21 protein-coding genes are annotated in these 17,036 nt (G+C 72.8%); 13 read left to right on the top strand and 8 right to left on the bottom strand.

The features are described 5' to 3' along the window. The first annotated feature begins 135 nt into the window (after nt 1–135). On the top strand, nt 136–570 hold the full coding sequence (locus FHX45_RS26565; RefSeq protein ID WP_167107548.1) for a limonene-1,2-epoxide hydrolase family protein: 435 nt from the start codon (nt 136–138) through the stop codon (nt 568–570). 40 nt (nt 571–610) lie between these two features. Here FHX45_RS26565 and trxA read toward each other — a convergent pair whose 3' ends face one another. Together trxA and FHX45_RS26555 are read right to left on the bottom strand one after the other, a co-directional pair. Continuing rightward, the gene (trxA, locus tag FHX45_RS26560) at nt 611–958 is read right to left on the bottom strand and encodes a thioredoxin (protein WP_167107545.1); all 348 of its coding nucleotides are present in this window, start codon (nt 956–958) and stop codon (nt 611–613) included. Next, nucleotides 955–1,353 carry a MerR family transcriptional regulator gene (locus FHX45_RS26555; protein WP_167107542.1) on the bottom strand — a complete coding sequence of 133 codons (399 nt, stop codon included), beginning with the start codon at nt 1,351–1,353 and terminating at the stop codon, nt 955–957. The genes trxA and FHX45_RS26555 overlap by 4 nt, the downstream gene beginning before the upstream one ends. 102 nt (nt 1,354–1,455) lie before the next feature. On the opposite strand from FHX45_RS26555, the gene dinB reads away from it, so the two are divergent. From dinB to FHX45_RS26505, 10 genes are all read left to right on the top strand, one after another. Further along, the gene (dinB, locus tag FHX45_RS26550; protein WP_167107539.1) at nt 1,456–2,652 is read left to right on the top strand and encodes a DNA polymerase IV; all 1,197 of its coding nucleotides are present in this window, start codon (nt 1,456–1,458) and stop codon (nt 2,650–2,652) included. A 207-nt stretch (nt 2,653–2,859) separates the two neighbouring features. Next, nucleotides 2,860–3,663 carry a polysaccharide deacetylase family protein gene (locus tag FHX45_RS26545; RefSeq protein ID WP_167107536.1) on the top strand — a complete coding sequence of 268 codons (804 nt, stop codon included), beginning with the start codon at nt 2,860–2,862 and terminating at the stop codon, nt 3,661–3,663. A gap of 120 nt (nt 3,664–3,783) precedes the next feature. Then, nucleotides 3,784–4,719 (top strand): ABC transporter substrate-binding protein, encoded by a 936-nt coding sequence (locus tag FHX45_RS26540; protein WP_167109494.1) that lies wholly within the window; start codon nt 3,784–3,786, stop codon nt 4,717–4,719. Further along, the gene (locus tag FHX45_RS26535) at nt 4,706–5,617 is read left to right on the top strand and encodes an amino acid ABC transporter permease (RefSeq protein ID WP_167107533.1); all 912 of its coding nucleotides are present in this window, start codon (nt 4,706–4,708) and stop codon (nt 5,615–5,617) included. The genes FHX45_RS26540 and FHX45_RS26535 overlap by 14 nt, the downstream gene beginning before the upstream one ends. 1 nt (nt 5,618) lies before the next feature. Beyond that, on the top strand, nt 5,619–6,383 hold the full coding sequence (locus FHX45_RS26530; RefSeq protein WP_167107530.1) for an amino acid ABC transporter ATP-binding protein: 765 nt from the start codon (nt 5,619–5,621) through the stop codon (nt 6,381–6,383). Further along, on the top strand, nt 6,383–8,104 hold the full coding sequence (locus tag FHX45_RS26525) for an aminotransferase class V-fold PLP-dependent enzyme (RefSeq protein WP_167107527.1): 1,722 nt from the start codon (nt 6,383–6,385) through the stop codon (nt 8,102–8,104). Before FHX45_RS26530 ends, FHX45_RS26525 begins: the two co-directional genes overlap by 1 nt. Nucleotides 8,105–8,169: 65 nt before the next feature. Further along, nucleotides 8,170–8,370, top strand: a complete 201-nt coding sequence (locus FHX45_RS26520; RefSeq protein WP_167107524.1) for a DUF3072 domain-containing protein — start codon at nt 8,170–8,172, stop codon at nt 8,368–8,370. 289 nt (nt 8,371–8,659) lie between these two features. Continuing rightward, entirely contained in the window at nt 8,660–8,857 is a 198-nt protein-coding gene (locus FHX45_RS26515) for a PspC domain-containing protein (RefSeq protein WP_167107521.1), read from the top strand. 48 nt (nt 8,858–8,905) lie between these two features. Continuing rightward, nucleotides 8,906–9,196: a hypothetical protein gene (locus FHX45_RS26510; protein ID WP_208406143.1), complete on the top strand. Its 291-nt coding sequence runs from the start codon at nt 8,906–8,908 to the stop codon at nt 9,194–9,196. A 114-nt stretch (nt 9,197–9,310) separates the two neighbouring features. After that, a complete protein-coding gene (locus tag FHX45_RS26505) occupies nt 9,311–9,661 on the top strand; it encodes a DUF190 domain-containing protein (protein WP_167107519.1) in 351 nt (116 codons plus the stop codon). Here the strand turns inward: FHX45_RS26505 and FHX45_RS26500 are convergent. From FHX45_RS26500 to FHX45_RS26490, 3 genes are read right to left on the bottom strand one after another with little or no spacing between them, the layout of a single operon-like run. Beyond that, on the bottom strand, nt 9,628–10,887 hold the full coding sequence (locus tag FHX45_RS26500; RefSeq protein ID WP_167107515.1) for a sigma-70 family RNA polymerase sigma factor: 1,260 nt from the start codon (nt 10,885–10,887) through the stop codon (nt 9,628–9,630). The genes FHX45_RS26505 and FHX45_RS26500 overlap by 34 nt on opposite strands. Beyond that, entirely contained in the window at nt 10,884–11,207 is a 324-nt protein-coding gene (locus FHX45_RS26495) for a YciI family protein (protein WP_167107512.1), read from the bottom strand. Before FHX45_RS26495 ends, FHX45_RS26500 begins: the two co-directional genes overlap by 4 nt. 56 nt (nt 11,208–11,263) lie before the next feature. After that, nucleotides 11,264–11,854 (bottom strand): phosphoribosylanthranilate isomerase, encoded by a 591-nt coding sequence (locus tag FHX45_RS26490; protein WP_167107510.1) that lies wholly within the window; start codon nt 11,852–11,854, stop codon nt 11,264–11,266. Between the two features lie 97 nt (nt 11,855–11,951). Between FHX45_RS26490 and FHX45_RS26485 the strand changes: the two genes are divergently transcribed. After that, nucleotides 11,952–12,689, top strand: a complete 738-nt coding sequence (locus FHX45_RS26485; RefSeq protein WP_167107507.1) for an ANTAR domain-containing response regulator — start codon at nt 11,952–11,954, stop codon at nt 12,687–12,689. A 58-nt stretch (nt 12,690–12,747) separates the two neighbouring features. Here FHX45_RS26485 and FHX45_RS26480 read toward each other — a convergent pair whose 3' ends face one another. The 3 genes from FHX45_RS26480 to FHX45_RS26470 all read right to left on the bottom strand — a co-directional run bounded on the left by FHX45_RS26480 (nt 12,748) and on the right by FHX45_RS26470 (nt 16,028). Beyond that, nucleotides 12,748–12,996 (bottom strand): hypothetical protein, encoded by a 249-nt coding sequence (locus FHX45_RS26480; RefSeq protein WP_167107504.1) that lies wholly within the window; start codon nt 12,994–12,996, stop codon nt 12,748–12,750. A gap of 163 nt (nt 12,997–13,159) precedes the next feature. Further along, nucleotides 13,160–15,196, bottom strand: a complete 2,037-nt coding sequence (locus FHX45_RS26475; protein ID WP_167107502.1) for an alpha/beta fold hydrolase — start codon at nt 15,194–15,196, stop codon at nt 13,160–13,162. A gap of 94 nt (nt 15,197–15,290) precedes the next feature. Continuing rightward, nucleotides 15,291–16,028: a polyprenol monophosphomannose synthase gene (locus tag FHX45_RS26470; protein WP_167107499.1), complete on the bottom strand. Its 738-nt coding sequence runs from the start codon at nt 16,026–16,028 to the stop codon at nt 15,291–15,293. Nucleotides 16,029–16,203: 175 nt separating this feature from the next. Between FHX45_RS26470 and FHX45_RS26465 the strand changes: the two genes are divergently transcribed. Then, nucleotides 16,204–17,001, top strand: coding sequence for a hypothetical protein (locus tag FHX45_RS26465; protein WP_167107496.1), 798 nt, complete (start codon nt 16,204–16,206; stop codon nt 16,999–17,001). Nucleotides 17,002–17,036: the final 35 nt, after the last annotated feature.

The raw sequence follows: 17,036 nt of genomic DNA, 5'->3' as shown, positions 1-17,036 counted from the left end.
AGGTGCGCAACTCGCGCCGGGCGAAACGGTGACCGGCGTGGACCGCGCCAACCGCCCCGAGCCAGCTCACACCCGGCGGGGCGCGTTCGCGCCCGCACCACCGTGATCGTCCCCGCAGGCCGCTAGCCTGGGGACATGGCGGACCCGAAGAGCACGGTGACCTCGTTCCTGACCGCCCTCGAACGGGACGACGTCGAAGGCGCCCTGACCTTCGCCGCCCCCGATGTCGTGTACCAGAACGTCCCGTTGCCCCCGGCGCGCGGCGTCGCGGCCGTGGAGAAGCAGTTGCACCTGCTCAGCCGGTACCGCATCGGGTTCGAGGCGCGGATGCACCACATCGCCGCCGACGGGCCGGTCGTGCTGACCGAGCGGACGGACGTGCTGCGCGCCGGGGCGTGGGAGGCGCGGTTCTGGGTGTGCGGCACGTTCGAGGTGCGGGACGACCGGATCGTGCTGTGGCGGGACTACTTCGACTGGGCCACCGTGCTCGCCTCCGGCGCGCGCGGCGCGGGCCGGGCCGTGGTCACCCGCGTGTCCACGCTGCTCGCCCGCGCCCGGCTGCGGGACTGATCCCGGCACGCCCGCCCGGGGCGGACGGGCAGGCGGCGGCTCATGCCTCCAGTGCGGCGTCGATCTCGGCGAGCAACCGGGACTTCGGCCGGGCGCCCACCCACTGCGCCACGGGCTCGCCGTCGCGGAAGAGGATCAGCGTCGGCAGCGACATCACCTGGTGGTCCCGCGCGACGCCGGGGTTCTCGTCGGCGTTGATCTTGCGGATGGCCAGCGTGCCGGCGCGCTCGGCGGCGATCTCGTCGAGGACGGGCGCGATCATGTGGCACGGCGGGCACCACTGCGCCCAGAAGTCGACCAGCACGGGCCCGTCGTGACGCAGCACCTCCGCTTCGAAGCTGGCGTCGGTGACGGCGCGCACGGCGCCGGAAAGGCCGGTGGAGGTCATCGGGACTCCTCGAAGGTGGTGGTGACCCGGCAGGGGCCGGGTTCTCGGTCCAGCGCCTCGGCGAGCTTGGCGCGCAGGTCGTCGCGCACGGCGTGCAGCCGGTCCAGGAACGCCTCGACCTCGGCCAGCTTGCGCTCGTAGACCTCGATCGAGTCGGCGCACGAGTCGCCGGTCTCGTGCCCGGCGCGCAGGCACTCCACGAACGGCCGGGTGTCGTCGAGACTGAACCCCACCGCCTGCAGTGTCTGGATCTCCTTGACGAGGCGGAAGTCCTCCTCGCCGTACTCGCGGTAGCCGTTGGACGCCCGTTTCGCCGACAGCAGGCCCTGCGTCTCGTAGAACCGCAGTGCCCGCGTTGTCGTCCCGGCCCGTTGCGCCAGCTCCCCGATCCGCATGGGATCGAGCGTAAAGGTTGCCGTCCACGTCAAGGCAAACATTGCCGCGCGGACCGCGCCCAGCTGCGGAAACGGGAAACTGTCGGTGGCCGGTGCGAACATGTGTTCGTGACGAACGAGGGCCCGATCCTGCACGCCGACCTCGACGCGTTCTACGCGTCGGTCGAGCAGCGTGACGATCCCTCGCTGCGGGGGCGTCCGGTCATCGTCGGCGGCGGCGTGGTGCTGGCGGCGAGCTACGAGGCCAAGGCGCGTGGCGTCCGCACGGCCATGGGCTGCACGCAGGCGCTGCGGCTGTGCCCGTCGGCGGTGGTGGTGCCGCCCCGGATGGGGGCCTACAGCGAGGCGAGCAAGGCGGTGTTCGCCGTGTTCGAGCAGACGACGCCGCTGGTGGAGGGGCTCTCGATCGACGAGGCGTTCCTCGACGTGGGCGGGCTGGCCCGGATCGCCGGCCCGCCGCGGGAGATCGCGGCCGGCCTGCGGCGCGCGGTGGCCGAGCAGGCCGGGCTGCCGATCACGGTCGGGGTGGCGCGCACGAAGTTCCTCGCCAAGGTGGCCAGCGGGGTGGCGAAACCGGACGGTCTCCTCGTCGTGCCGCACGACCGCGAGCTGGAGTTCCTGCACCCGCTGCCGGTCGAGCGGCTGTGGGGGGTGGGTGCGGTGACGACCGGGAAGCTGCACGCACGGGGCATCCGCACGGTGGGTCAGGTGGCCGCGCGGGGCGAGGGGGAACTGGTCGCGCTGCTCGGCCGGGCGAGCGGCCGGCACCTGTTCGCGCTGGCGCACAACCGGGACCCGCGCCCGGTGGTCGTGGGGCGGCGGCGGCGCTCCATGGGGGCGCAACGGGCGCTGGGCAGGCGGCAGCGGTCGCCGGCCGAACTGGACGAGGTCCTGGCCGCGCTGGTCGACCGGCTGGCCCGGCGGTTGCGCGCCGCACACCGGGTCTGCCGCACGGTGGTGCTGCGGTTGCGCTTCGCCGACTTCAGCCGCGCGACGCGCTCGCAGACGGTCTCCCGGGCGACGGCGCACACCGACGACATCCTGGCCGCCGCGCGTGCGCTGCTGGCCGGGGCGATGCCGGTCATCCACGAGCGCGGATGCACGCTGCTGGGCGTGGCACTGTCCAATCTGGACAACGAGGCCCCGCGGCAACTGGAGCTGCCGTTCGACCAGCACCCGCCCGGCGCCCTCGACGCGGCGCTGGACCGGGTGCGCGAACGCTACGGCACCACCGCGATCACCAGGGCCATGCTCCTCGGCCGCGACGACGGCCCGGCGGTACCGCTGCTCCCGGACTAGGTGGGACGCCGGCGTCCCCGGGTGGTCGCCGGAAGGCCGCAACTGGGCGCGGAACACCCACAGCTCGCGCGACGCGGTGACCGCGAGTCGTGCCGAGTTCCGCGGCCGCACCCGGGGCGCCCTGCTGACACGCCCGAAAGTTCCCCCGATCGGGACGATTTTCACTCTATTGTGCGCGGGCGACACCACGATTCGGGGAGGTACCTCATGCGTTATCAGGTGCTCCGCCCCCCGTACTGCTACCGGTGGGCCGTCCTGATCTCCGTGGTGCTCGTGACCGTCTCCCTGATCATTTCGCTGTCCTGGTCGGGCGCCGAGGGCACGCCCGGCGCGGCGCAACCCGCACCGGAACAGCCGCCGGGTACAGCCGCACCCGCCGACACCGCAGCACCGCCGGGACCGCCGGGACCGCGCGCCCCGGTGCGCACCACCACCCGTTCCGGGCGGTTCGTGGCACTGACCTTCGACGACGGCCCGGACCCCGGCTACACGCCCCAGATCCTCGACCTGCTGGCGCAGCACGGCGCGGTCGCCACGTTCTGCATGGTCGGCACCCAGGTGCGCCGGCATCCGGAACTGGTCCGGCAGGTGCTCGGGCACGGAATGCGCCTGTGCGACCACACCGCCGACCACGACGAGCAACTCGCGCGGCGCGACGAGGCGCGCATGTCCGCGGACATCACCGATGCCCGGGCGGATCTGCGGCTGGCCGCCGGGAGCGACGTTCCCGTTCCCTATTTCCGCGCTCCCGGTGGCAACTGGTCGGACACCATCACCGCACTCGCCGTCCGCGCCGGGATGACACCGCTGGGCTGGTCGGTCGACTCCCGCGACTGGACCCTGCCGGGCGTCCCGGCGATCGTGGCCGGCGTGCGCCAGGCGGTCCGGCCGGGCGCGGTGATCCTCTTCCACGACGGTGGTGGCCGGCGTGCGCAGACCGTCGCCGCCCTCGCCGAACTCCTGCCGTGGCTGACCGCGCAGGGGTACCAGTTCGACTTCCCCGCCACCTGACCAGGCACAACGCAGAATTTCAACTCATGGTTGACCTCTTCAACAGCGGGTTGTAGCGTCTCGCTCATCATACGAACGGGTGAGGGAGATGCGATGACTGCGACGTCTGCGAGGTCACGGATGGCGCGCTGGGGCACGGTGGTCGTCGGCTGCCTGCTGCTCACGACCGCGTGCGCCGGCGGATCAGACGGTGCCGGCGGTACCGCCGGCGGGACCGCGACCGGCTCGGGGGTGCCGGACACCACGGCCATCCTGCAGGGCGTCACGAAGGACGCGCAGCTCGCGTCGTCCGTCCCGGCGCCGATCGCGCAGACCGGCAAACTCAACATCGGCGCGAACATGCAGTCCGCACCGAACAACTTCTACGCCGCCGACGGCAAGACGCCGGTCGGGTTCGAAGTGGACATCGCCAAGGCCGTCGCGGCGAAGCTCGGCCTCACCGCACAGCACACCGACATGGCCTTCGGCTCGCTGATCACCAGCCTGCAATCAGGGCGGCTGGACCTCACGATGGCCGGGATGAACGACACGAAGGCGCGCCAGCAGCAGATCGACTTCGTGGACTACTTCACCTCCGGCATCACCATCATGGTCCGCAAGGGCAACCCGGACGGCATCACCGGCCCGGACTCGCTGTGCGGCAAGAACGTCGCGGTCGTGCAGGGCACCAGCCACCAGACCTTCGCCACCGAGCAGAGCACCAGGTGCGTCCAGGCCGGCAAGCCGCCGGTCACCACGACCGCCACCGACAGCGACTCGCAGAACCAGAACCAGCTGCGCACCGGCCGGGTCGCCGCGATCCTCAACGACCTGCCGACCGCCGCCTACGTCAGCAAGAACGCGGGCAACGGCGAGTTCTTCGAGGTCGTGCCCGGCGAGCCGATCAACGGCGGCCCCTACGGCATCGGCGTCAACAAGGCCAACCCGCAGCTGCGCGACGCCGTGGCGAAGGCGCTCACCGAGCTCGCCGACGACGGCACCTACGGCCGCATCCTCGGCGCGTGGGGCGTGCAGCAGGGCGCGATCACGAAGGTCACCGTCAATGCCGGAAGCTGACGTCACGACCCGGGTGCCGCAGGCCGAGCTGCCCATCGTCCGGCTGCGGCACTGGGGCCGCTGGGTCTCCGCGGTGATCATCCTGGCGCTGCTGGTGGGGCTCGGCGTGGTGCTGGCCGGCGCGAAGATCTCCTACGACACGGTCCCCGGGTTCCTGTGGTACCGGGTGATGGCCGTGGGCCTGCTCAACACCGTCCTGCTCGCGGTGATCGCGCAGGGCGTCGCCATCGTCATCGGTGTGGTGATCGCCCTGATGCGGCGCTCGGCGAACCCGGTGGCCCGCGTCGTGGCCGCGGTCTACATCTGGCTGTTCCGCGGGCTGCCGGTGCTGCTGCAGATCCTGATCTGGTTCAACCTGGCGCTGGTGTTCGAGTTCGTCTCGATCCCGCTGCCGTTCGGCGGCGGCTACCTGGTGCACGAGCCGACCAACGTCGTGGTCAGCGCATTCGTCGCGGCACTGCTCGGGCTCGCGCTCAACGAAAGCGCCTACATGGCCGAGATCGTGCGGGCGGGCCTCAACAGTGTCGACCGCGGCCAGACCGAGGCGGCGAAGTCGATCGGCATGACCCCGGCCACCACGCTGCGGCGGATCGTGCTGCCGCAGGCGATGCGGGTCATCATCCCGCCGACCGGCAACGACTTCATCAACATGCTCAAGGGCACCTCCATGGCGTCGGTCATCGGGGTGACCGAGCTGATCCACGCGGCCAACAACATCTCCTCGAACAACCTGCTGGTGATGGAGACCCTGCTGGCGGCCGCGATCTGGTACATGGTCGTGGTCACCGTCGCCGGCATCGGCCAGCACTACCTGGAACGCGCGTTCGCGGCCGAGCCCGCCGCGGCCCGGCCCTGGTCCCGGGTGGGCCGCGCCCTGACGACGTTGCGGAGGGCCTGACATGACCGAACCCCTGTTGCACGCGGTCGGCGTGCGCAAGCACTTCGCCGGCACCGAGGTGCTGCGCGGCATCGACCTGGATGTCCACAGGGGACAGGTGGTGTGCCTGCTCGGCCCGTCCGGTGCGGGCAAGAGCACCTTCCTGCGGTGCGTCAACCACCTGGAGACGATCGACGGCGGACAGGTGTGGGTGGACGGCGAGCCGATCGGGTTCCGCCTGCACAAGGGAAAACTGCACGAGCTGCGTGAGCGCGAGGTCGCCCGGCAGCGGCAGGACATCGGCATGGTGTTCCAGCGGTTCAACCTGTTCGCCCACCGCACCGTGCTGCAGAACGTCACCGAGGGCCCGGTGCGGGTGCGGCGCCTGGATCCGGCCCAGGCCCGGCGTACCGCGCTGGAGCTGCTGGACCGGGTGGGCCTCGCGCATCGCGCCGACGCCTACCCCGACCAGCTCTCCGGCGGCCAGCAGCAGCGGGTGGCGATCGCGCGGGCGCTGGCGATGAAACCGAAACTGATGTTGTTCGACGAGCCGACCTCGGCGCTGGACCCGGAGCTGGTCGGCGAGGTCCTGGAGGTGATGACCTCGCTCGCGGCCGAAGGGATGACAATGGTCGTCGTGACACACGAGATGGGGTTCGCGCGGGAGGTGGCCGACGAGGTCGTCTTCATGGCCGACGGCGCGGTCGTGGAGACCGGGCCGCCCGCGCAGGTCCTCGGCGCGCCCCGGCACGAGCGCACCCGGCAGTTCCTGGCGCGCATCCTCTGATGGCCAGGATCTCGCCCAGCTACCTGCTCCAGTTCGACGAGCCCGCGGGCTACCTGGACTTCGCCCGCTACGGCCCGCCCTCGCACGCCGTCGTGGACACCACCGCGCGCCTGCTGCACTCCTCGGCCAAGGCTGGTCCGTCCACTGTGGATGACCTGATGCGGCAGGAGGTCCGCGCGAAGGCGGCGGTGGCGCGCCTGTGCGGCACCGACACCGATCACGTCGTCCTGCTGCCCAACACCAGCCAGGGCCTGTTCCAGGCCGCCTTCAACGCCCCGCCCGGCGAAGTCCTGGTGTCCGCGGCCGAATTCCCGGCCAACACCTACCCGTGGGCGCGCGCCGCGGAGGCCGGGCGGATCACGCTGCGCCGCATGCGGCCGCCGCACGGGTACGCCACGCCGGAGGCCGTCGCCGCGGAGCTCAGCGGCGACACCACCACCGTGTCGGTCAGCGCCGTGGACTTCCGCACCGGCTACCGCGCCGACCTCGCCGCGCTGCGGGACACCGTCGGCGACCGGCTGCTCGTCGTCGACGGCATCCAGGGCTTCGGCGTGGCCGACGAGCCGTGGCAGGCCGCCGACGTCCTGGTCGTGGGCGGGCAGAAGTGGTTGCGCGCGGGCTGGGGAACCGGGTTCGCCGTGCTGTCGGACCGGGCGCTGGAACGGTTGCGGCCGGTGCTGTCCGGCTGGACCGGCGCACACGACGCGGGCCTGTTCGACGACGAGATCCACCCGCCCGCCGAGTTCGCGGCGTCCTGGTCGATCAGCAACCTCAGCCCGGTCACCTCGGGCGCCTTCGCGGCCGCGCTGGAGCTGGTCGAGGACGCCGGGGTGGCGGCCATCGAGTCACGCATCGCCGAACGGGTCGGTGAGCTGGAGGAGATGCTGCGGTCACTGGGCGCCGAGATCGTGTCCGCGACCCAGCGGCGCGCCGGGATCCTCGCGTTCCGGCTGCCCGGGCACTCCGCGGAGCGGGTCGGGGCGGTGCTGGCCGCCGACGGCATCGCCGCGACCGTGCGCACCGACCACGTGCGGTTGTCCCCGCACGCCTCCACGCCGGCGTCGGCGGCGGAGGCCGTGCGTGCCGCGCTGGCCTACCTGTCCCGGCCGCTGCCCGGCGGCTCCCGGTTCGCCGCGGACGCCACCGACTCGGTGCTGTCCGCGCTGGTCCCGGCGGTCGACGGGCTGGCCGCGATGCTCGGGCCGGGCAACGAGGTGGTGCTGCACGACCTGTCCAAGCTGCCCGATTCCATCATCGCGATCGCCGGGGAGATCACCGGCCGCACCCCGGGCGGCCCGATGACCGACCTGCTGCTCGGCCTGGTGCGCCGCGGCACCACGCACGACCTGACCAATTACGAGACACACGGCCCGGACGGCAGGCCGATCCGGTCGTCGACGATCTTCCTGCGGGACGCCGACGGCGTGGCGATCGGCTGCCTTTGCGTGAACAGCGAGGTGACCCGGGGGCCGGCGACCGAGGTGCGGACGGAGAGCTTCCCGCCCGACGTGGACAGCCTGCAGCGGTTCTTGGTGGACCGGGCGGTCGCGCAGACCGGCATCCCGGTGGGGCTGATGAAGAAGAAGCACAAGGCGGCCGTCGTCCGCGAGCTGGAGGAGGCCGGGTTCTTCCTGATCAAGGACGCGGTGGACTTCCTCGCCGGCGAGCTCGAGGTCACCCGCTACACCATCTACAACTACCTCAACGAGATCCGGGCCTGAGGTGGCATGAGCCGCGCTCCGGCGGGGTAACCCCGTTTCGAACACATCGGCGAACGGAGGCAGGGGTGACCGGACCGCAGAACCCGGAGAAGGACCCGCGGGAATGGACGACGGGCGAGGAGCCGATGACCGGCCCGCAGCTGTCGTACCTGCAGACACTGGCCCGCGAGGCCGGTGAGGAGCTGCCGGCGGACCTCACCAAGGCGCAGGCGTCGCAGCTCATCGACCGCCTGCAGGAGAAAACCGGCCGCGGCGCGGACACCTGACACGCGACCGGACGCGCGGGGGCACCTCCGGTGATCCTCGCCGGCCGGCGGAGCGGCGGGTGCGCTGTCGCGACGTTCGCCGGCGCCCACGGCCGGGCCGGGGTGCCGGCGTGGGTGCGCTCGCGCTCGATCGCCCGCACCCCCGGCCCCCTGTGGGCCGGCAGCGGCGCAGGCCACGCGGTCCCCAGTGGACGATGGTGGCACGCGCCGCGGCGGTGGGGCGGGCACCAGGGTCGAATCGGGGGTTTCCACCGATGCGTTCCGCGCCGGAGGCGAGCACGCTGGAGGCATGACGACGACAACGACGACCCTGACGAGGTCCCGCCACAACCGCGTGATCGCCGGAGTGTGCGCCGGGCTCGCCTACCGCCTCGGGTGGCAGCCGCGCACCATGCGGGTGCTCTTCCTGCTGTCCTGTCTGCTACCGGGTCCGCAGTTCCTGGTCTACCTGGTGCTGTGGATCATCATCCCGAACGAACGGCGCTGACCGTCCCCCGATCGGGTTTGACAATGGCGAAAACGGTCACTCCTTCGTATGACCAGAACGGGTATCTACCGTGGCCGCGGCACCGCCGTCAGAGTGGTTACCGGGATCGGGGCGCTGTTCGCCCTCATCGAGGCGATCTACATCGTCCTGGTCCTGGCCGGTGCCAACACGGCGAACGCCTTCTACCGGTTCATCGATTCGATCGCCCAGCCGCTCGCGCTGTTCTTCCCCGGGCTCTTCCCCATCGCGAACGAACAGCTCAACGTGCTGGTCAACTACGGGGTGGCGGCGCTGTTCTGGCTCGTCGTCACCGGGTTCGTCGCACGCCTGATCCGCTGACCGCGGGCCCGCCGCCGCAGGCTCCTCCCGCGGCGGGGCCTGACGGCGGGCCCGCGCCGGGGAGACACTGACCTCCCGGGCGCCGCGCGGTGCCCGGCGAAGGCGGTGGAACGGATGAAACTCCAGGGCCCGGCGCTACGGTTGACCATCTTCGTCGGCGAGACCGACCGGTGGCACCACAAGCCGCTGTTCACCGAGATCGTGCACCGCGCCCACCAGGCGGGGCTGGCCGGTGCCACCGTGCTGCGCGGCATCGAGGGCTACGGCGCCTCGCAACACGTGCACACCACCCGCATCCTGTCCTTGTCCGACGACCTGCCGGTGGTGATCGTCGTCGTCGACGAGGAGACCCGGATCCGCGGCTTCCTGCCCACGCTCGACGAGCTGATCGGGGACGGTCTGGTCATCGTCGAACCGGTCGAGGTGATCCGCTACGTCGGCCGCGACCGGCCCGCCGCGGGCTGACCGCCCGGCCCCGGCTCCACCTCCGCCAGCCGCCGGCTGAGGAAGCGGCGCTCGGTCTCGGTGGTCACCAGCTCCAGTGCGTCCCGGTAGGCCCGCGCCGCCTCGTCGTGCCGGCCCAGCCGCCGCAACAGATCCGCGCGCGTGGCCGGCAGCAGGTGGTATCCCGGCAGGTCCACATCGGACAGCACCCGCAGCCCCGCCTCCGGGCCGGAAGCCATGCCCACCGCCACCGCCCGGTTCACCGCCACCACCGGTGACCGCGTCATCGCGGCCAGCCGCCCGTAGAGCGCCGCGATCTGCGGCCAGTCCGTGTCCTCCGCGCGCTCCGCTGTCCCGTGGCAGGCCGCGATCGCCGCCTGCACCTGGTACGGGCCGGGCGCCCCGCGCCGCAGCGCACCGTCGAGCAGCGCGACACCCTCCGCGATCTCGGCCCGGTCCCACCGGCTGCGGTCCTGGTCGGTCAGCAGCACCAGGTCGCCGTACTCGTCCACGCGCGCGTCCCGGCGGGCGTCCTGCAGGAGCAGCAGCGCCAGCAGCCCGGTCGCCTCCGGCTCGTCCGGCATCAGCCGGTGCAGCACCCGCGCCAGCCGGATCGCTTCCGCGGACAGCTCGCGCCGCTGCAGGTCGGCGCCGGCCGTCGCCGAGTACCCCTCGGTGAACAGCAGGTACAGCACCGCGAGCACGGCCGGGGTGCGCTCGGGCAGCAGGTGCGCCGGCGGCACCCGGTACGGGATGCCCGCGTGCCTGATCTTCTGCTTGGCGCGCACCAGCCGCTTCCTCAGCGCCGGTTCGGCGACCAGCAGCGCCCGCCCGATCTCGGCCGGGGTCAGGCCGGCCAGCGTGCGCAGGGTCAGCGCCACCTGCGCGTCCAGCGACAGCGCGGGGTGGCAGCAGGTGAACATCAGCCGCAGCCGGTCGTCCGGCACACCGCTGTCGTCGGGTTCGGGCTCCGGATCGGGCATCGCCGCGACCTCCCGCAGCTTGGCCGCCCCCACCGCGTCCCGGCGCAGCCGGTCGAGAGCGCGGTTACGGGCGGTGGTGGTGAGCCAGGCCCCGGGACGGCGCGGCACGCCGTCCCGGGCCCACGAGCCAACGGCCTGGGTGAACGCGTCCTGGGCGCACTCCTCGGCGAGGTCCCAGTCGCCGGTGAGCCGGATCAGGGTCGCGACCACCTGGCCCCACTCGTCGCGGAAGGCCCGGACGAGTGCCGTGTGGACGTCGGTCACGGCTGCCAGATCGGCCGGACCTCGATCGAGCCGTAGGTCGCCGCCGGGTGCTTCGACGCGATCTCCACGGCCTCGTCCAGGTTCCCGCACTCGATCAGGCAGAACCCGCCGACCTGCTCCCGGCTCTCGGCGAACGGGCCGTCGGACAGCAGCACCTCGTCCGACCGCACCCGGACGGTGGTCGCCTCGTGCGGCGGCCGCAGCCCCGCGCCGCCCCGCAGGACGCCCCGCTCGGCCATCTCCTCGCTCCAGCCCTCGCAGCCGTCCTCGGCGTGCTCGGCTGCCTCCGGGCCACCGCAGATCAACAGCATGTACTGCATCGCGTTTCCTCCTCGCCGGTCGTGATTCTCACCCTCCCGACGAACGGGTTCCGCGATCAGGGACGCGCGGCGGCGAGAAATTCGCGGATCAGTCCATGGTCCTTCGTGCCGCGCGTGGACTCCACCCCGCTGGAGACGTCCACCCCCCACGGCCGCACGGCCCGCACGGCGTCGGCGACGTTGCCCGGCCGCAACCCGCCGGCCAGGAGCCACTGCCCGGTCTGCCCGCGCAGCGCGTCCCAGCCCCACTGCTCCCCCGACCCGGCCCGCGGCGAGTCCAGGATCAGCATGTCCTCGCCGAACGCGCCGACCTCGACCGGCGAACCGTCGGTGGAGGTGGCCCGCACCAGCCGCAGACCCAGGTCGGCGAGAGCGGCGAAATCCTCCGCCGGGTAGCCGCGGCCGTGCAGCTGGACCGCACCGAGCCCGGTCCGCAGGGCGATGTCGCGGACGTCCGCGACGGGCATGCCCAGGAACACCCCGACGCTGAGCACCTCCGGCGGCACCGCGGCCACCAGGCGCGCCGCCTCCGCCACGGTGACCTGCCGCGGGCTCGGGGTCAGCACGAACCCGACCGCGTGCGCACCGGCCGTCACCGCGCACTCCACGTCGGCCTCCGTGCGCAGGCCGCAGATCTTCACGAACACCCCACCAGGGTAGGCGCCGCGTTCTCCGGACCGCCGCGGTGCCCGCGTGCCGCGCCACCCGGGATTACCGCCCGCACGCTCCGGGTATCCGCCGCCCATGACCGAGCGCCGAGCGGATCCCCTTGTCCGCCTCGACAACGTGGCGGAGGCGCTGGACGATCTGCGCGGCCAGGCCGCCGAACAACCACTGGAAGTGGTCGCGAAGGGCATCGCGCAGAGCGCGGTCGCCACCCTGCCGGAGGCCGACGAGGCGACGATCACCGCGGTGGCCGAGGACGGTCACCTCTACACGCTCGCAGCGACCGACGACGGCATCGTCGACATCGACGAGTGCCAGTACCGGACGCGCCGCGGTCCGTGCGTGGAGGCCGCGACCCGCCGCCATCCGGTGCGCGCCGTGGTCGGCGAGCACGAGCAGGAGTGGCCCGAGTTCACCGCGGCGGCCAAGGCGGCCGGCATCAACACCTACCTGTCGGTGCCGCTGGTGCTGCCCGGCGACGACGAGGAGGACGAGGTGGTCGGCGGGCTGGACATGTACAGCCTGACCGCGCAGGCGTTCGACGACTACGACGAACAGGTGATGCGCCTGTTCACCATGGCGGCGTGCGACGCCTTCGTCAACGCGCGGCGCTGGGCGGCCACCAAGCGCAAGATCGGCCAGCTGGAGAGCGCGCTGACCTCGCGCGCCGAGATCGACCAGGCCAAGGGGGTGCTGATGGCGATCCACGGCTGCACCGCGGAGGAGGCGTTCACCCGGCTGGTCGAGGAGTCGCAGCGGACGAACACCAAGCTCGCCACCGTCGCGCGGGCGCTGATCGAGTCGCTGCGACGCTGACCACGAGGAAGCGCGCCACCCGGGTCCGGCGTGGCGCGCTTCCTCACAGGTCCTGCGGTCAGAACGGCAGCACGCCGGCGACCTGACGCAGGGGATTGCCGCCGGTGATCGCGGACAGGGCGCTGTCCTCCCCCGTGACGGCGCTGAGAACGCCGGGGGTTCCGGCGTTGCCCATCAGACCGTTGACCGTCATGCCGACGGCCTCGAGCTGCGGGGCGGAGACCCCCGCGGAGGCGGCGCCCGCCCCGGTCAGAACCGCCGAGACGGCGGTTAGACCGACGACACCAGCACGAAGTGTGCGCGACACTGAGCTCCCTTTCCTCGAAGTGCTTCGAACGAGAGCAGAAAGCTAGCCAGTTCCACGCCGCATCGCAGGGCGCCGTCCACTCGTCCGGGTGGACGCGGCGGCATTTTCGCCCGACCGTGTCCGGTGAGGTTGCGTCCCGGGCGGACTGCCCGCCGGCTCACCGTCAGCCGAGCAGGTCCGGCCGCTGCCAGTCCTTGCCCAGCACGTGCTGGGCAAGGAACGCGAACACCGTGGCGTACCAGATCTTGGCGTGGTGCGGGGTGAGCACCCAGTGGTTCTCGTCGGGGAAGTAGAGGAACTTGTGCGGGGTCGACCCGTCCTCGGCGGCGGAGCGGGACACCAGGTCCCACCACAGCCGCAGCCCCTCCCCGATCGGCACGCGGTAGTCCTTGTCCCCGTGGATGACGAGCATCGGGGTGCGGATCCGGTCGGCGAAGCGGTGCGGCGAGTTGGCCTCGGCCATCTCCGGCGTCAGCTCCCGCTGCCAGTAGTACGTGGCGTCGGTGGTGGGCCCGAACTGGTCCAGCGCCCACAGCGAGGCGTGCGTGACGATCGCCCGGAACCGGTCGGTGTGCCCGGCGACCCAGTTGGCCATGTAGCCGCCGAACGATCCGCCCATCGCGGCGGTGCGGGTCTCGTCGACGGCCGGGTGCTGCTCGGCCGCGTCGGTGACCGCCATCAGGTCGGTGTAGGGCGCCGCACCCCAGGCGCCCCAGCCGCGCCGGATGAAGTCGTACCCGTAGCCGGTGGAGATCGCCGGGTCGGGCAGCAGGACCGCGTAGCCCTGGGCGACGGCCAGCCACGGGTTCCACCGCCACTGCCAGGCGTTCCACGAGCCGAGCGGGCCGCCGTGGATCCACAGCAGGAGCGGCGCCGGCGCGTCCGGGCCGGCGTCGCGCGGGAGCGCGAGCCACGCCCGCAGCGGCGTGCCGTCCTCCGCGGTCGCGGTCACCTCGTCGAGCCGGCCGGGCACCGCGGCCTCGAGGCCGAGCGCCTGGGCCGGGCCCGGCAGCGGCCGCACGGCCGACCCGTCGAGGGCGACCCGGACCGGCGCCGGCGGGTGGTCCACCGCCGAGCGCAGCGCGTAGACCCACTGCCCGTCCGGGGAGACCCGCGGCTCGGTGTAGGCACCGTCGTCGGCCGTCAGGCGTGTGACCTCGCCGCTGCTCGCGTCGACCTTCCACAGCGGCGAGCGGCCCTGGTCGTCGGCGGCCACGACGAGCGCCGAGCCGTCCGGCAGCCACCGCGCCGAGTGCGGCCTGCGGTCCCAGTCCCGGGTCAGCGGCCGCGGGTCACCGCCGGTGAGCGGCACCAGCGCGAGCCAGTAGTCGCCAGGCGCGTGCGGCGTCGAGCGGCGGTACACCGAGACCGCGACGCGGGTGCCGTCGGGCGAGATCCGTGGCGCCTCGTACTCGTGGTCCGGATCGGCGGCCAGGACCCGGCGCTCCCCGGTGGCCGCGTCGATCGCGACCACCGTGCTGCGCTGCGACCCGCCCGCCTCGGGCACCGCCCAGGTGGTCACGACGGTGCGGCCGTCCGGCGAGACGTCCCAGGACGCCTCGTCGTCCAATGCCCGGCCGGCGTGCCCGGTGAGGTCGCGCAGCTCGAGCCGCTGCTCCCCCGCGGGCACGCCGTCGGCGACGACGAGACGGGTGCGATCCGGGCCGAGGTCGTGGTCCCAGTACCGGATGGGGTACTCCTCGTGCAGGATCGCCGACACCCCGGCGTCCTTGCGTGCCTTGCGGACCTCCGCGTCGTGTCCCGCGCTCGTGGCCGACGGCATCATCGGCGCACCGGCCAGCACCGTGCCGGCCTCCGCCGCGACGACCACGCCGCGGACCCCGCCGGGCGGGGCCGCGACGACCCGGGCGTCCCCGCCCGCGGCCGGCTGCACCCACAGCGCGCTCTTCGCCGCTTCCTCGCCTTCGGCACCCGTGTCCGGGCGCGCGGAGACGAACAACAGATCACCGGACGGGGTGAAGGCGGCACCGGACTCGCCCTCGGCACTGCGGGTCAGCCGCCGCGCCGGGCGCTCACCGGCCGGATCCACCTCCCACAACGCCGTGGTGTAGCGGTTCTTCGGTACATCCGGGGTGGCGACGCCGACGACGAGCCGCCGGCCGTCCGGGGAGAGCGCCAGCCCGGACAACCGCGGCAGGCGGACGTAGGCGTCGAGGTCGGCGAAGGCATCGTCGGTCACCTCGCCTTCTTACCACCGATCCCCGACGGTTTTCCGCGTGAGCGATCAGCCGCCCGGCCGCGGGTGAGCACGGTTGCCCGGCAGAGCTGGACGATCAGCCCAGTTTGCGGCCGAACAGCAGCTTCCACGGCATCAGCGCGGACTCCAGCTGCACCGCGAGGCTCATCTTCGACACGCCCTCCGCGCGCTCCTCGAAGCGGATCGGGATCTCGGCGATCCGCAGGCCCTGCCGGACCGTGCGGTAGTTCATCTCGACCTGGAACGCGTAGCCGTTGCTGCGGACCGTGGCGATGTCGATGCGGCGCAGCGTCTCCGCGCGCCACGCCTTGAACCCGGCGGTGGCGTCCTTGACCCGCAGCCGCAGGATCGCGTTGACGTAGAAGTTCGCCCACGCCGACAGCGCCTTGCGGTGCCAGCCCCAGTCCCCGGCGAGCGAGCCGCCGGCCACGTAGCGGGAACCGAGTACCACGGCCGCGTCCGACGTCGCCAGCTTCTCGATCATCCGGGGCACCGCCTCGACCGGGTGGGACAGGTCGGCGTCCATCTGGATCACGATGTCGGCGCCCTCGTCGAGCGCGCGGGTGATGCCGGCGACGTAGGCGCGGCCGAGACCGTCCTTTTCGGTCCGGTGCAGCACGCCGATGCGGCCCGGGTCCTCGGTCGCGAGCTTGTCCGCGACGTCGCCGGTACCGTCCGGCGAGTTGTCGTCCACCACGAGCACGTGCAGGCCGGGCAGCCCGAGTCCGGTGAGCTGTCCGACCAGCTTGGGCAGGTTGTCCCGCTCGTTGTAGGTCGGAACGACGACCGTGACCTTCGGGGAGCTGTCTCCCATGATCAAATCCTTCGTGCGCGGTGGAGGGTCGGGACGAACCGTATCGCACCCGGTTTCGCACCTCGTCCGGGTAACGCGGACATCGTTTCCGGCCGTCGGCGGCGGGTAGGACCAACCCCGGGCGGTGCCGCGCGTCGGAACCGAGGGGGCACGTTGCGGCCAGGAGGGAGGGAGCATGCGGAGGAGTCGCGGGGCGCTCCTGGCTCTCGTCCTCGCCGCGGTGGTGCTCGCCGGGGTGATCACGTGGATCGTTCTGGTGAGCAAGCCGGTACCCGGACCGGGGTGCGTGGTGACCGCGGCGGACGGCTCCACCTACCGCCTGACCGTCGAGCAGGCACGCAACGCCGGCACGATCGCCGCGGTGGGCCGGCGTCTGGGCGTGCCGGGCCACGCGGTGACGGTCGCGCTCGCCACCGCCATCCAGGAGTCGCGGCTGCGGAACCTGCCCGGCGGGGACCGCGATTCGGCGGGTCTGTTCCAGCAGCGGCCGAGCCAGGGGTGGGGCACCTATGCCGAGGTGACGAACCCGGTGTACGCCGCGACGACGTTCTACCAGCGGCTGCAGCAGCAGCCGGGCTGGGCGGCCCTGACGGTGACCCAGGCCGCGCAGCTGGTGCAACGGTCGGCCTTGCCGGAGGCCTACGCCCAGTGGGAGTCGCAGGCGGCGGCGACCGCCGCGGCACTGACCGGCGCGATGCCCAGCGCGCTGACCTGCTCGGACCTCTCCCCCGGCGCCCCGGAGGCGGACCTCGTGCCGGTCGCCACGGCCGAGCTGGGAACCGCGGTGCTCAGCGGCCCGCACCCGTCCGCCGAGGGCTGGGCGGACGCGAGCTGGCTGGTCGCCAACGCGATGCGGTTCGGCCTCGACGGGGTCACCTTCGACGGCGTGACCTGGACGGCCGCGTCGGGCACGTGGACCGCGGGCGGGCCGCGCGACGGGGTGCTCCGGATGCACCGGGTGGGCGCCCCCTGAGCGGGGTGGACCATGCCGGCTGGGATTCGTGGCGG

The sequence above is a fragment of the Amycolatopsis granulosa genome (assembly GCF_011758745.1).
Classification (GTDB): domain Bacteria; phylum Actinomycetota; class Actinomycetes; order Mycobacteriales; family Pseudonocardiaceae; genus Amycolatopsis_E; species Amycolatopsis_E granulosa.
The sequence above is the reverse complement of the archived record's forward strand: the minus strand, read 5'-3'. Positions and strand labels throughout refer to the sequence as shown.

Excerpts from the sequence above, each read along its gene's own strand:
- FHX45_RS26565 (WP_167107548.1), top strand. The coding sequence starts at position 136 with ATGGCGGACCCGAAGAGCACGGTGACCTCGTTCCTGACCGCCCTCGAA.
- trxA (WP_167107545.1), bottom strand. The coding sequence starts at position 958 with ATGACCTCCACCGGCCTTTCCGGCGCCGTGCGCGCCGTCACCGACGCC.
- FHX45_RS26555 (WP_167107542.1), bottom strand. The coding sequence starts at position 1,353 with ATGCGGATCGGGGAGCTGGCGCAACGGGCCGGGACGACAACGCGGGCA.
- FHX45_RS26545 (WP_167107536.1), top strand. The coding sequence starts at position 2,860 with ATGCGTTATCAGGTGCTCCGCCCCCCGTACTGCTACCGGTGGGCCGTC.
- FHX45_RS26540 (WP_167109494.1), top strand. The coding sequence starts at position 3,784 with ATGGCGCGCTGGGGCACGGTGGTCGTCGGCTGCCTGCTGCTCACGACC.
- FHX45_RS26535 (WP_167107533.1), top strand. The coding sequence starts at position 4,706 with ATGCCGGAAGCTGACGTCACGACCCGGGTGCCGCAGGCCGAGCTGCCC.
- FHX45_RS26530 (WP_167107530.1), top strand. The coding sequence starts at position 5,619 with ATGACCGAACCCCTGTTGCACGCGGTCGGCGTGCGCAAGCACTTCGCC.
- FHX45_RS26525 (WP_167107527.1), top strand. The coding sequence starts at position 6,383 with ATGGCCAGGATCTCGCCCAGCTACCTGCTCCAGTTCGACGAGCCCGCG.
- FHX45_RS26515 (WP_167107521.1), top strand. The coding sequence starts at position 8,660 with ATGACGACGACAACGACGACCCTGACGAGGTCCCGCCACAACCGCGTG.
- FHX45_RS26510 (WP_208406143.1), top strand. The coding sequence starts at position 8,906 with ATGACCAGAACGGGTATCTACCGTGGCCGCGGCACCGCCGTCAGAGTG.
- FHX45_RS26505 (WP_167107519.1), top strand. The coding sequence starts at position 9,311 with ATGAAACTCCAGGGCCCGGCGCTACGGTTGACCATCTTCGTCGGCGAG.
- FHX45_RS26495 (WP_167107512.1), bottom strand. The coding sequence starts at position 11,207 with ATGCAGTACATGCTGTTGATCTGCGGTGGCCCGGAGGCAGCCGAGCAC.
- FHX45_RS26485 (WP_167107507.1), top strand. The coding sequence starts at position 11,952 with ATGACCGAGCGCCGAGCGGATCCCCTTGTCCGCCTCGACAACGTGGCG.
- FHX45_RS26470 (WP_167107499.1), bottom strand. The coding sequence starts at position 16,028 with ATGGGAGACAGCTCCCCGAAGGTCACGGTCGTCGTTCCGACCTACAAC.
- FHX45_RS26465 (WP_167107496.1), top strand. The coding sequence starts at position 16,204 with ATGCGGAGGAGTCGCGGGGCGCTCCTGGCTCTCGTCCTCGCCGCGGTG.